Below are 13,044 nucleotides of genomic sequence, written 5' to 3'. Positions count from 1 at the left end.
CAGACCGGCCCGGCCGCTCCCTCAGACATGCGAATGCGCGCCGCCATGCACGGGGCCCGCACGCCGCTCGACTTCGCGGCGCACGTCGTCGCGCAGCCCCGCGAAGAACGCGACCTCGGCGACGACGAACAGCGGCCCGACGATCAGGCCGACCAGATCGTCGACGAACGCGGGCTTGCGGCCTTCGAACCAGTGCCCGACGAACTGCACGATCCAGCCCACGACGAACGCGCCGACACCGATCGCGAGCCATTGCGCGGTCGGCAGCCGCGCCAGCGACTGCGCGGCCCACAGGCCGAGCGCGAACAACGCGGCCATCGCGATCCCGAACCGCAGGTCGAGCCGCAGGTAGAACACCACGGAAACGACGGCGAGCAGCAGCGCCGGCGACAGCGCGATGCCGGCGAGCGCCCCGATCGCCGGCCGCGACAGCAGCACCTCGACCGCGAACACGATCATCGGGATGCCGACCAGATGCGTCGCGATGTTGCGCGCGTCGCGATGGTAGGCCGCATACTGCGAAAGATGGTCTTCGAGGGTCTTCATGGCGTCTCCTGATCGGTTGTTGAGCGCTATGATGCGCGTCACGCCCGAGAACCTCTGTCAGCTACCCGACATCGCGTGCCCATGCCTTCCTCGCTCGCCCCGTACCTGCCGCAGCTCGAAGCGAACCCGTGGTTCGCCGCGCTGCCGCCCGCGCTGCGCGCCGACCTGATCGCCCGCGCGACGCTGCGCCGCCTGCCGTCCGGTCACGCGCTGTTCCGGCGCGGCGACCCGCCGTGCGGGCTGTACGCGGTACTGGCCGGTTCATTGACGATAGGTTCGGTCGATCCGCACGGCAAGGAAGCGCTGCTGACGGTGGCCGAACCCGTCACGTGGTTCGGCGAGATCGCGTTGTTCGACGGCCAGCCGCGCACGCACGACGCCATCGCGCTCGACGACGCGCTGCTGCTGCACGTGCCGCAGGCCGCGCTGCTCGCGATCCTCGATGCGACGCCGCAATACTGGCGGCAGTTCGCGCTGCTGATGGCGCAAAAGCTGCGCCTGAGCTTCCTGACGGTCGAGTCGATGAGCGTGATGCCGGCCGCGCAGCGGCTCGCCGCGCGGCTGCTGATGATCGCCGAGGGCTACGGCGGCATCAGCGCCGGGCGCACGCATATCCGGCTGTCGCAGGAAACGCTCGCGTCGATGCTGTCGCTGACACGGCAGACCACCAACCAGTTGCTGAAGGCGCTGCAGGCCGACGGCGTCGTGCGGCTGCACGTCGGCGAGATCGAACTCGTCGACATCGACGCGCTGCGCCGCGCGAGCGGGCTCGCCGACGGCACGGACTGAGCGCCGCGCCACGGCCTCGGTCGGCGACTATCGGCCTCTATCGGCCGCCGCGCACTGCCCGCGGCCGCCGGGTTGCGCTATCGTGGCGGCTTCCCGTCCGCCACGCACGCTCCCTTGAACACGTCGACCCGCCCCGCCCCCGCCCGTCATCCGTGGCCCGTATTCATCGCGTTCCTGCGGCTCGGCCTCACGTCGTTCGGGGGGCCGGTCGCGCATCTCGGCTACTTTCGCGCGGAGTTCGTCACGCGGCGCGCCTGGCTCACCGAGCGCACCTATGCCGATCTCGTCGGGCTGTGCCAGTTCCTGCCGGGGCCGGCGAGCAGCCAGGTCGGGATGGCGATCGGCCTCGCGCGCGCCGGCTATGCCGGCATGTTCGCCGCGTGGCTCGGTTTCACGCTGCCGTCGGCGCTGCTGATGATGCTGCTCGCATTCGGCGTTCACGCGACGGGCGCGCCGATCGAAGCCGGCGCGCTGCACGGGCTGCGCATCGTGTCGGTCGCGGTGATCGCGCAAGCCGTGTGGGGCATGGCGCGCACGCTGTGCCCGGATGCGCGGCGCATCACGCTGATGGCCGCGGCCGCCTGCGTCGCGCTGCTCGCGCCGGCTGCGTGGACGCAGGTCGCGGTGATCGTCGTGGCCGGCGCCGCCGGGCTCGTGCTGCTGCCGCAACCGGCGCGCGATGCGCACGAACCGTTGCCGCTGCACGTGTCGCGCCGCGCGGGCGTGCTGTGGCTCGCGCTGTTCGCGGCGCTGCTCGTCGCGCTGCCGTTCGCGGCCCGCGCGCTGCGCTCCGATACGCTCGCCGTCGTCGACGCGTTCTTCCGCACGGGCGCGCTCGTGTTCGGCGGCGGCCATGTGGTGCTGCCGCTGCTGCAGGCGGCCGTGGTCGCACCCGGCCGGGTCGGCGATGCGACGTTTCTCGCTGGGTATGGCCTCGCGCAGGCCGTGCCGGGGCCGCTGTTCACGTTCTCGGCGTTCCTCGGCGCGTCGCTGCGCGATGCGCCGAACGGCTGGCTCGGCGGCACGATCGCGCTCGTGTCGATCTTCGCGCCGTCGTTCCTGCTGGTGGCCGGCACCGCGCCGTTCTGGGAGCGCCTGCGCCGCAGCGCGCAGATGCAGGCCGCGCTCGCCGGCGTGAATGCGGCGGTCGTCGGGCTGCTGCTCGCCGCGCTCTATCACCCGGTCTGGACCGACACGATCGTCGCGCCGCGCGACCTGGCCGCCGCGCTGGTCGCCTTCGTCGCGCTGGTGTTCTGGCGCGTGCCGCCGTGGGCCGTCGTGATCGCGAGCGCGGCGCTCGGCTGGGCGCTCGGCATGATCGGCTGATCCGGCCGGGGCGCACGTTCCGCGCGGGACGGAAAACAAAAAGCCCTCGAAACGAGGGCTTTTTTCGATGCCGCGCGCCGGGGCGGCGCGCAGGCGCCGGACTTACGCGAAGTTCTTCGCTGCGAAGTCCCAGTTCACGATGTTCCAGAACGCTTCGACGAACTTCGGACGGGCGTTGCGGTAGTCGATGTAGTACGCGTGTTCCCACACGTCGATCGTCAGCAGCGGCTTGTCGGCCGTCGTCAGCGGCGTGGCGGCGTTGCTCGTCGACACGATGTCGAGCGAACCGTCGGCCTTCTTCACGAGCCATGCCCAGCCCGAACCGAACGTGCCGACCGCGGCCTTCGTGAACGCTTCCTTGAATGCGTCGTACGAACCCCACTTCGCGTTGATCGCGTCGCCCAGCGCGCCCGTCGGTGCGCCGCCGCCGTTCGGCGACAGGCTGTTCCAGAAGAACGTGTGGTTCCAGATTTGCGCGGCGTTGTTGAAGATGCCGCCCGACGACTTCTTGATGATCTCTTCCAGCGGCAGGTTTTCGAATTCCGTGCCCGGGATCAGGTTGTTCAGGTTCGTCACATAAGCCTGGTGGTGCTTGCCGTAGTGGTACTCGATCGTCTCTTTCGAGATGGTCGGCGCGAGTGCGTCTTCAGCGTACGGGAGCGGCGGGAGCGTATGAGCCATGGCGATTCCTTCGTTGAGTATGTAGGGAGGCTGTGTTGAATGCTGCCGAGCGTCCGATTGTAGGCGAGGACGAATAACCCCGCAAACTCGCGGGCCATTTATCCGCGGTATGCGGAAAAGCGATGCTGGCGCAACGTCCGGCAGGCCGAACGGACGACGCGCAGCATTCGTGCCCGGCCGCGCTGCGCCCGTTGCGACGCGCGTCGCGTGTCGCCCGTGCCGGTTACGTCAGATCGTATCCGTCAGCCGCGGCTGCACGTCGGCGAGCGACACGTCGGCCGAGCCTTCGGCGAGATGCACGGTCAGGCGCCGTTGCGGCTTCAGCGCGTTCGGCGCGCGCACCGCGCGGCCCGTCTGCGCATCGATCAGCGCCGCATAGCCGCGCTCGAGCGTGCGCTGCGGGCTTAGTACCTCGAGCCGGGCCGCACAGGCCGACACCCGCGCCGTGTCGCGTTCGTGACGGCGCTGCAACGCGATCGCGAGGCGTTGCGACAGCCCCGCGAGCGCGTGGCGGGCCTGCGACGCATCGGGCCGCGCGCGCTGCCAGCGCAGTTGCGCGAGCGCGAAACGCGCGCGTGCATCGCGCACCGGCCGCGACGCCGCCGACGCGAGCCGCGCCGCGAGCTGCTCGACGTGCGTGCGCTGCCGCTGCAGCCGCTCGGCCGGGCTCACGAGCCGGCGCGCCAGCCAGTCGAGCTGCTGCGCGCGCTGTTCGAGCCGGCGCGCCATGCCGCGCGCGAGCGCACGCCGGCGCTCGTCGACCTCGCGCAGCAGCAGCGCGCGCTGCGGGCTCGCGAGTTCCGCGGCGCCGGTCGGCGTCGGCGCACGCAGGTCGGCCGCGAAGTCGGCGATCGTGAAATCGGTTTCGTGCCCGACGCCGCTGACGACCGGCAGCGCGCTCGCCGCGATCGCGCGCGCCAGCGCTTCGTCGTTGAACGACCACAGATCCTCGATCGAGCCGCCGCCGCGGCACACCAGCAGCACGTCGACCTCGCGCCGCGCATTCGCGGTCGCGACGGCCGCGACGAGCTTTTCGGCGGAACCGGCGCCCTGCACCGGCGCCGGATAGACGATCACCGGAATGTGCGGCGCGCGCCGGGCGAGCGTGGTGAGCAAGTCGCGCAGCGCGGCGGCCTGCAGCGACGTGACGATGCCGATCGCGCGCGGATGGGCCGGCAGCGGCCGCTTGCGCTCGGGGGCGAAGAGGCCCTCGCCTTCGAGCTGCGCCTTCAGCCTCAGGAACGCCTCGTACAGGCGCCCCTGCCCGGTGCGCCGCACGGCTTCGACGTTGAGCTGCACTTCGCCGCGCGGCTCGTACATCGTGACGACGGCACGCACCTCGATGCGGTCGCCCTCGCGCGGCGTGAATTCCGCGTATTGCGCGCGGCCGCGGAACATCACGCAGCGCATCTGCGCCTGCTGGTCCTTGATCGAGAAATACCAGTGGCCGCTCGCGGCGCGCGTGAAATTCGACACTTCGCCGGAAATCCACAGCAGCGGAAACGAGCGCTCGAGCATCGTCGAAATCGCACGATTGAGCGCCGAAACGGGAATCACTTCGTCGCCGCCGCGGGCGGCGCCCGGCGCGGAAAAAGCAGAGTCGGAAAGCATGGACGGTCGGATGAATGCTGGCGGCGTCACGATAGTCCGACATGCGCGTGGCGTCCAGCGCCGTCGCATGCGTCGGCGAACGCGGAAGGTGTCCACACTCTGGCATTCGTCCGCGTAAAACGCCCGGAAACCGCTAAAAAAACCAGACGATTCTTCGTAACACTTTGATTTTTATAATTTTTTAAACCTTTCAAAATAATTCGCAGCCGATTCGATGCCCGCCGGACGGGCGTTTGAGGCTATCGACCGGGGAGTTTTTCACAGAGTTATCCACAGGCCGCCGCCATCCGGCCCCGCGCGCTGCGGCGGGCGGTCGTGCTTGCCGCGCCGGCATGCGGCGCGCTAGAGTGCCGCCTTCCACGGACCCTGCGGCATGCGCCGCCAACGGAGAACCCGCCTTGACGAATCCGTCCCTCGCCGCGGCGCCCGACGCGCCGCGCCCGGCCCGATGAGCGCGCCCGGCGGCCTGCTCGCGCGGCTCGAAGCGCGCCTGACACGCGAATGGCAGCGGCGCGGCGCGCTCGCGTGGGCGCTCACGCCGTTCGCCTGCGTGTTCGGCCTGTGCGCGGCGCTGCGACGCACCGCTTACGCGCAAGGCTGGAAGCAGCCGGTCGACGTCGGCGTGCCCGTCGTCGTGGTCGGCAACGTGACCGTCGGCGGCACCGGCAAGACGCCGACCGTGATCGCGCTCGTCGACGCGCTGCGCGCGGCCGGCTTCACGCCCGGTGTCGTGTCGCGCGGCTATGGCGCGAACGTGAAGACGCCGACCGCCGTCACGCCGGCGTCGCGCGCAAGCGCGGCCGGCGACGAACCGCTGCTGATCGCGCGCCGCACCGGTGCGCCCGTGTGGGTGTGCCCGGACCGCGTCGCGGCCGCGCAGGCGCTGCGCGACGCGCATCCGGACGTCGACGTGATCGTCAGCGACGACGGCCTCCAGCACTACCGCCTCGCGCGCACCGTCGAGCTCGTCGTCTTCGACCACCGGCTCGGCGGCAACGGCTTCCTGCTGCCGGCCGGCCCGCTGCGCGAGCCGCTGTCGCGGCACCGCGACGCGACGCTCGTCAACGATCCGTACAGCGGTGCCCTGCCGCCGTGGCCCGACACCTATGCGCTCGCGCTGACGCCGGGTGCCGCGTGGCACCTCGACCAGCCCGCGCTGCGCCGCCCGCTGTCGCAATTCGCGAACGAACGCGTGCTCGCCGCGGCCGGCATCGGCGCGCCGGAGCGCTTCTTCGCGACGCTGCGCGCGGCCGGTCTCGCGCCGGCGACGCGCGCGCTGCCCGACCATTACGCGTTCGCCGACAATCCGTTCGTCGACGATGCCGTCGATGCGATCCTGATCACCGAGAAGGATGCAGTAAAATTGGGCGCTTCCTGGCGCGACGCCCGACTGTGGGTGGTCCCCGTCGAAGCCGCGCTCGACCCTCGCCTCATTGCCCTCGTTGTGGAGAAACTCCGTGGACGCTCGCCTGCTTGAAATCATTGTGTGCCCTATCTGCAAAGGCCCGCTCCACTACGACCGTGCCGCGCAGGAGCTGATCTGCAACGCGGACAAGCTCGCGTACCCGATCCGCGACGGCATCCCCGTGATGCTCGTCGACGAAGCGCGCCAGACCGTCGAAGGCACGCCGGTCGATCCGGCCGGCCGCTGAGCCGCCGCGCCGCTCGCCCGGCGCACCGATTCGACACCGACGGCCCGGCCCCGGCCGGGTCGCCGCACTCCGCCGGGCGACCGGCCTCCGGCGTCACCCGCCCCGTTCTTCTCAGCGCTCCCCGATGACTCACCCCCAACCCTTCATCGCCGTCATTCCCGCCCGGCTCGCGTCGACGCGGCTCCCGAACAAGCCGCTCGCCGATCTCGGCGGCAAGCCGATGGTCGTGCGCGTCGCCGAGCGCGCGCGCGAAGCGGGCGCGCAGCAGGTGCTCGTCGCGTCCGACGCGCAGAGCGTGCTCGACGCGGCGCGCGATCACGGCTTCGAAGCGGTGCTCACGCGCGCCGACCATCCGTCCGGCACCGACCGGCTCGCGGAAGTCGCGGCGGCCTTCGGCTGGCAGGACGACACCGTCGTCGTCAACGTGCAGGGCGACGAGCCGCTGATCGACCCCGTGCTCGTGCGCGACGTAGCGTCGCACCTGGCCGCGCATCCGGCATGCGCGATCGCGACCGCGGCGCACCCGATCCACGACGCGGCCGACGTGTTCAACCCGAACGTCGTGAAGGTCGCGCTCGACGCGCGGAGCGTCGCGCTGTACTTCTCGCGCGCGCCGATTCCGTGGAGCCGCGACGCCTACCAGCCGCACTGGCCCGACGTCGCGGCCATGCCGGCACCGGCTTTCCCGGTGTATCGGCACATCGGCCTCTATGCGTATCGCGCGCGTTTCCTGCGCACCTACCCGTCGCTCGCGCAGGCGCCGATCGAACAAGCCGAGCAGCTCGAACAGCTGCGCGCGCTGTGGCACGGCGAGCGCATCGCGGTGCTGATCACCGAGTCCGCCCCCGAAGCCGGCATCGACACGCCGGCCGATCTCGCGCGCGTGCAGGCCCTTTTTCGGCCGGGTTCAAAATAACCCGTGGCATAATCAGGCGATTGTGCGAGCCGTCCGCGACCCGCGCGTCCTCGCTTGACCCCGCCCGTGGCCCTGCCGGCAGCCGCGCGTCGCCCTGGCCGACGCGCCGCATCAGACCGGTCCGCTACGCGCCGGGCAAGCCCCGCGCCCACCGTCGCCGACGCCTTTGCGTCTCGCCACACGAATCTACATACTTGGAGATATCACCATGCGTTTGATCCTGTTGGGCGCCCCCGGCGCGGGAAAGGGCACCCAGGCAAACTTCATCAAGGAAAAATTCGGCATTCCGCAGATCTCGACCGGCGACATGCTGCGCGCCGCCGTGAAGGCCGGCACGCCGCTCGGCGTCGAGGCGAAGGGCTACATGGATGCCGGCAAGCTCGTGCCGGACGCGCTGATCATCGGCCTCGTCAAGGAGCGCCTGAAGGAATCCGACTGCGCGAACGGCTATCTGTTCGACGGCTTCCCGCGCACGATCGCGCAGGCTGACGCGATGAAGGAAGCCGGTGTCGCGATCGACTACGTGCTCGAGATCGACGTCCCGTTCTCGGAAATCATCGAGCGCATGAGCGGCCGCCGCACGCACCCGGCATCGGGCCGCACGTACCACGTCAAGTTCAACCCGCCGAAGGTCGAAGGTCACGACGACGTGACGGGCGAGCCGCTGATCCAGCGCGACGACGACAAGGAAGAAACGGTCAAGAAGCGTCTCGAAGTGTACGAAGCGCAGACCAAGCCGCTGATCACGTATTACGGCGACTGGGCACAGCGCGGCGAGGAAAACGGTCTGAAGGCGCCGCAGTATCGCAAGATCTCGGGCCTCGGCACCGTCGACGAAATCCGCGAGCGTGCATTCGATGCACTGAAGTAAGCCGCGCATCGCGCACCCGCAGGCCGCCCCGTTCCGGGCGGCTTTTTTTCGCCTGTCGCGTTCGCACGGCCGGGCGTGTGTCGCCGCCGCGAGAATCCGATGCTCATCGGCGAAGTAACGGCACGCGCGCAAAAAAACGCCCGCGATGCGGGCGTTTTTCCGTGTGTCTGCAGCATCGCGCTCGTGGCTCAGTCCTCGCCGTCGCGCTGCATCCGCTGCCGCAATTCGCTGACCTGCGACTCGACGACGGTCGCGTCTTCCGCCTCCGGCCGCTCGCCGAGATACTGCTCGAGATCCTCGAGCGCGGGACGCAGGTAATCGAGCCGCGCATACGCGAAGCCGCGGTCGCGCACCTCGTCGAGCTGCTCGGGCAGCAGGATCACGAGGCGCTGCTGCACCGCGAGCAGCCGCTGCCAGCGTTCCGTCTGCAGATAGATCGTCTTCAGGTTGCGCAGCATCCGCGCGATGATCTCGCGACTCGTCGCGGGCTGCAGCAGCGCGCGCAACGCGCTGTCGACCGCGCCGGCCGCACGCGCGACGTACGGCTCGAGCATCTCGACCATCTCGGCTTCGGACAGCGAATGACCGTTGGTCGGATCGATGATCAGGTCGCCGTCGGGCAGCGTCACGCGCAGCAGGAAATGGCCGGGAAACGACACGCCGCGCGCCGGCACGCCGATCTGCTCGGCGAGCTCCAGGTACAGCACCGACAGCGAGATCGGGATCCCGCGCCGCCGTTTCAGCACGGCGTTCAGGTGGCTGTTATCGGGGTCGTAGTAATCGTTGTGATTGCACGCGAAGCCGAGCTCGCGGAAGAAGAAGTCGTTCAGCGCGGCGACGCGGGCCTTCAGGTCCGTATCGTCGGCGAGCCGCCGGCGCAGGCGCGCCGCCAGCATGTCGAGTTCGGCCAGCGTGCCCTGCAGGTCGAGGTCGGGATACGCGTCCTGCGCCAGCGACAGCGCGGCTTCCGTGACGGGCAGACTGTCGTCGTCCGCCACGAGCGTGCTGAAGTAGTCGAGGACGCGGGTCATTGCGGTCGTCACTTGGCGCGCCTTCTGAAGTAAGCGTATTTGAAGCCCATCACCCACAACATACCGAAATATAGTGCAGCAAACAGCACGAGGCACGCGGCCATCAGCGCAATGCGGTCGAGCGGCTGCGCGCGCATCCCGGTCCAGTCGAAACTGATCGCGCACCAGTGCATCAGGCCCGCGAGCACGAGCGCCGCGCCGACGAGCTGCACGAAGAAGCGCAGCCAGCCCGGCGACGGCTGATAGATGCCGCGCTTGCGCAACCCAAGGAACAGCAGCAGCGAATTCAGGCACGCGCCGACGCCGATGCTCAGCGTCAGGCCCGCGTGGCCGATCAGCGGCACGAACACGTAGTTCGACAACTGCGTGACGATCAGCACGCCGATCGCGATCTTCACGGGCGTCTTGATGTCCTGCTTCGCATAGAAGCCCGGCGCGAGGATCTTGATCAGGATGATGCCGACGAGGCCGATCCCGTAGGTCGCGAGCGCGCGCGCGACCATCGTGACGGTGTGCGCGTCGAACTTGCCGTAGTTGAACAGCGTCGCGGTGAGCGGCGTCGCGAAGAAGAACAGCGCGAGCGCGCTCGGCGCCGCGAGCAGGAACGTCACGCGCAGCCCCCAGTCGAGCAGCGCCGAATATTCGTGCGAATCGGCGTCGACGTGCGCCTTCGACAGGCTCGGCAGCAGGATCGTGCCGAGCGCGACGCCGAGCAGCGCCGTCGGGAATTCCATCAGGCGGTCGGCGTAATTGATCCACGACACGGCGCCCTGCCCGAGCCGCGACGCGATATTGGTGTTGATGATCAGCGACAGTTGCGCGACGGACACCGCGAACGTCGCGGGCACCATCTTCGCGAGCACGCGCTTCACGCCCGGATGACGCAGCGCGCGCAGCGGGTTGAGGCCGATCAGCGGCACCATGTCGATCTTCTTCAGGCCCGGCAACTGCACGACGAACTGCAGCACGCCGCCGACGATGACGGCCCATGCGAGCGCGTAGACCGGCACCTTCAGGTGCGGCGCGACGAACACGGCCGCGGCGATGAACGCGACGTTCAGCAGCACCGGCGCGAACGCGGGCAGCGAGAAGCTCTTGTACGTGTTCAGCACGCCCGAGGCGAGCGTGGTCAGCGAAATGAACACGATGTACGGGAACATGATCCGCGTCATCGTGACCGCGAGCGGGAACGCCTGGCCGTCGCCGTGCAGGCCGGACGCGACCGCGAACACGACCCACGACGCGCCGGCGATGCCGGCGACCGACAGGACGGCCAGCGCCCAGGCGAGCACGGTGGACATCGCGTCGACGAGCGCCTTGGTCGCATCGTGCCCCTGCTGGTTCTTGAACTCGGCGAGGATCGGCACGAACGCCTGCGAGAACGCGCCTTCGGCGGACAGGCGGCGCAGCAGGTTCGGGATACGGAAGGCGACGTAGAACGCGTCGGTGTATTGACTGGCGCCGAACGCACGGGCGATCAGCGTCTCGCGGGCCAGTCCGGTCACGCGCGACAGCAGCGTGAAGCCGCTGACCGTCAGCAGGGCTCGGAATAGATTCATGGGGCGCTTATTATACGGACGTTGCGCGACCCGGCCACCGGCCGATGCCGAAAAGCGCGCCCGCCGCCGGCGCCCCGCCCGGCGGGCGTTACGTCGAACTTGCCACTCGCTTGATTTTGTTGCTATAATCGCCGGTTTCTGGGCTCGTACATGCACGGCAACTGCCGTTTTCATGTCCTAGCCTCGGTTAAAATCACCGTTTTTTTATGCGCCCCTGGGCAATCGTTCTCAGGGGACGGATCGAAAAGCAGCGCTTGGCCGTCAGGCTCCAAGCTCTGGAAACAGGACAGGATAAGGAACCGTCATGGCTAACTCCGCACAAGCACGCAAGCGCGCCCGCCAGGCCGCGAAGGCAAACTCGCACAACTCGGCGCTGCGCTCGAAATTCCGTACCGCGATCAAGTCGGTTCGCAAGGCTGTCGAAGCCGGCGACCAGGCAAAGGCTGCCGAGCTGTTCAAGGCTGCCGTGAAGACGATCGACACGATCGCCGACAAGAAGATCGTTCACAAGAACAAGGCCGCTCGCAGCAAGAGCCGCCTGGCCGCAGCCGTCAAGGGTCTGCAGGCAGCAGCGTAAATCCGGTGTGCCCGCTCGCGCGGGCGCTCCTGTTTCCTGCGATCGCAAAAAAGCCCGCCTAGGCGTAATGCCGTTCAGTTAAGAACTGAACGGCATTTTTGTTTTGGGTGTTGTAAACGATGATGGGGGCTGTTAACCTGCGTCGCCATGCTTGATGACACCCTGAATTTTCTCGCTGAAGAACAGGAGACGCCCGACTGGGCTCGCCTGGGCAAGCACTTGCCCTACGAGTGGATTGAGCAGGTGGTGGCTTACACGGGACGGGCGAGCATCCGGCAGCGCCGCTTGCCCGCTGAGCAGGTTGTTTGGCTGGTTATTGCGCTGGCCTTGTATCGGCATCAATCGATCAGCGAGGTTGTCGACGATCTCGATCTTGCGCTACCGGATATGCAGGCGCCGTTCGTCAGCAAGAGCGCTGTCGCTCAGGCCCGGCAGCGCCTGGGCGCGCAACCACTGAAGGCGCTGTTCGAATTGTCGGCCAAGGCGTGGGCTGAGCAGGACCGCAAACAATACCTGTTCAAGGGGTTGAGCCTGTTTGCGATGGATGGCACGACGCTGAGGACGGCGGACACCCCCGAACATCGGGCTCATTTCGGCGCCCAGGTTTATGCCGGCAACACCATCGCCAGTTATCCGCAGGTCCGTGGCGTGACGCTGACTGCCGTGCCCACGCACCTGATCCGCAGCGCGACGTTCGGTCCGTATGGCACGAACGAGATGCTATATGCCAAGGATCTGCTCGAGGCCATCCCCGACGATTCGCTGACGGTATTCGACAAGGGGTTTCTATCTGCAGAAATCCTGTGTGGCTTGAGCAGCGCGGGTTCGAACCGTCACTTCCTCATCCCGGCCAAGGCCAACACCAAATGGGAAGTAATCGAGGGAACGCCTGATGATGCCGTGGTAAGCATGCGCGTGTCGCCCCAGGCACGCAAGAAATGCCCGGACCTGCCGGAGGTGTGGCAGGCGCGAGCCGTCACCCTGGTCGACTCAAGTGCCCGCAAGCGCGTACTGCTGACGTCACTGTTCGACCGAAAACGCTACACGAGCGCCGATATCGTGGCCTGCTATGCGCGCCGCTGGCAAATTGAAACCAGCTATCGAGAACTCAAGCAGACAATGATGGGCATGGCGCCGATCCTGCGCAGCCGCAGCGTTGAGGGGGTGTATCAGGAAATCTGGGGCGCGCTGATTGCCTACAACCTCGTGCGATTGGAGATTGCCAAGGCCGCGCTTGCGGTGAAGTGTGAGCCGACCGAGCTTAGCTTCGTGCGCGCCTTCCACGTCATCCAGTACGAATTGCACTGGGCCGCGGTCACCCGTGCGCAGGGCAAACTCCCAGCCCTGCTGCAACGGCTGCGACTACGTCTGGTCGCGCTGCTCAAAGAAGAACGGCCCGCTCGAAAATTCGAGCGGGCCGTGAAGGCAGTGCCAAAACGCTATGCCGTCCGCGTCCTTAAAAAGAACCTTAACTGAACGGCATTA

13 protein-coding genes are annotated in these 13,044 nt (G+C 68.1%); 8 read left to right on the top strand and 5 right to left on the bottom strand.

Features of this window, described 5'->3' with window-relative positions; translation table 11 throughout:
* Window positions 1–21 precede the first annotated feature (21 nt).
* A complete protein-coding gene (locus HWX62_RS20915; RefSeq protein WP_175933282.1) occupies window positions 22–546 on the bottom strand; it encodes an Mpo1-like protein in 525 nt (174 codons plus the stop codon).
* Between the two features lie 81 nt (window positions 547–627).
* Here HWX62_RS20915 and HWX62_RS20910 point away from each other — a divergent pair, with 81 nt between their 5' ends.
* Together HWX62_RS20910 and chrA are read left to right on the top strand one after the other, a co-directional pair.
* On the top strand, window positions 628–1,335 hold the full coding sequence (locus HWX62_RS20910; protein ID WP_175933290.1) for a Crp/Fnr family transcriptional regulator: 708 nt from the start codon (window positions 628–630) through the stop codon (window positions 1,333–1,335).
* 114 nt (window positions 1,336–1,449) lie between these two features.
* The gene (chrA, locus tag HWX62_RS20905) at window positions 1,450–2,661 is read left to right on the top strand and encodes a chromate efflux transporter (protein WP_175933281.1); all 1,212 of its coding nucleotides are present in this window, start codon (window positions 1,450–1,452) and stop codon (window positions 2,659–2,661) included.
* 102 nt (window positions 2,662–2,763) lie between these two features.
* Here the strand turns inward: chrA and sodB are convergent, their stop codons facing one another.
* Both sodB and xseA read right to left on the bottom strand, forming a co-directional pair.
* Entirely contained in the window at window positions 2,764–3,342 is a 579-nt protein-coding gene (gene sodB / locus HWX62_RS20900; RefSeq protein WP_175933280.1) for a superoxide dismutase [Fe], read from the bottom strand.
* A 228-nt stretch (window positions 3,343–3,570) separates the two neighbouring features.
* On the bottom strand, window positions 3,571–4,953 hold the full coding sequence (gene xseA, locus HWX62_RS20895; RefSeq protein ID WP_175985223.1) for an exodeoxyribonuclease VII large subunit: 1,383 nt from the start codon (window positions 4,951–4,953) through the stop codon (window positions 3,571–3,573).
* A 448-nt stretch (window positions 4,954–5,401) separates the two neighbouring features.
* On the opposite strand from xseA, the gene lpxK reads away from it, so the two are divergent.
* From lpxK to adk, 4 genes are all read left to right on the top strand, one after another.
* A complete protein-coding gene (gene lpxK / locus HWX62_RS20890; RefSeq protein ID WP_175933278.1) occupies window positions 5,402–6,430 on the top strand; it encodes a tetraacyldisaccharide 4'-kinase in 1,029 nt (342 codons plus the stop codon).
* On the top strand, window positions 6,411–6,605 hold the full coding sequence (locus HWX62_RS20885) for a Trm112 family protein (RefSeq protein ID WP_006482216.1): 195 nt from the start codon (window positions 6,411–6,413) through the stop codon (window positions 6,603–6,605). The genes lpxK and HWX62_RS20885 overlap by 20 nt, the downstream gene beginning before the upstream one ends.
* A gap of 124 nt (window positions 6,606–6,729) precedes the next feature.
* Window positions 6,730–7,521, top strand: a complete 792-nt coding sequence (gene kdsB / locus HWX62_RS20880) for a 3-deoxy-manno-octulosonate cytidylyltransferase (RefSeq protein WP_175933277.1) — start codon at window positions 6,730–6,732, stop codon at window positions 7,519–7,521.
* Between the two features lie 208 nt (window positions 7,522–7,729).
* A complete protein-coding gene (adk, locus tag HWX62_RS20875; RefSeq protein ID WP_006482212.1) occupies window positions 7,730–8,392 on the top strand; it encodes an adenylate kinase in 663 nt (220 codons plus the stop codon).
* A gap of 188 nt (window positions 8,393–8,580) precedes the next feature.
* Here adk and HWX62_RS20870 read toward each other — a convergent pair whose 3' ends face one another.
* Both HWX62_RS20870 and murJ read right to left on the bottom strand, forming a co-directional pair.
* On the bottom strand, window positions 8,581–9,423 hold the full coding sequence (locus HWX62_RS20870) for a SirB1 family protein (RefSeq protein WP_175933276.1): 843 nt from the start codon (window positions 9,421–9,423) through the stop codon (window positions 8,581–8,583).
* A gap of 8 nt (window positions 9,424–9,431) precedes the next feature.
* Window positions 9,432–10,982 carry a murein biosynthesis integral membrane protein MurJ gene (gene murJ, locus HWX62_RS20865; RefSeq protein ID WP_175933275.1) on the bottom strand — a complete coding sequence of 517 codons (1,551 nt, stop codon included), beginning with the start codon at window positions 10,980–10,982 and terminating at the stop codon, window positions 9,432–9,434.
* 304 nt (window positions 10,983–11,286) lie between these two features.
* Here murJ and rpsT point away from each other — a divergent pair, with 304 nt between their 5' ends.
* Together rpsT and HWX62_RS20855 are read left to right on the top strand one after the other, a co-directional pair.
* A complete protein-coding gene (gene rpsT / locus HWX62_RS20860) occupies window positions 11,287–11,559 on the top strand; it encodes a 30S ribosomal protein S20 (protein WP_006482211.1) in 273 nt (90 codons plus the stop codon).
* A 147-nt stretch (window positions 11,560–11,706) separates the two neighbouring features.
* Window positions 11,707–13,035 carry an IS4 family transposase gene (locus HWX62_RS20855; protein ID WP_175985221.1) on the top strand — a complete coding sequence of 443 codons (1,329 nt, stop codon included), beginning with the start codon at window positions 11,707–11,709 and terminating at the stop codon, window positions 13,033–13,035.
* Window positions 13,036–13,044 lie beyond the last annotated feature (9 nt).

It is taken from the genome of Burkholderia sp. BCC0506, from assembly GCF_902833145.1.
Classification (GTDB): Bacteria; Pseudomonadota; Gammaproteobacteria; order Burkholderiales; family Burkholderiaceae; genus Burkholderia.
This window is presented reverse-complemented; position numbering and strand designations above follow the sequence as displayed.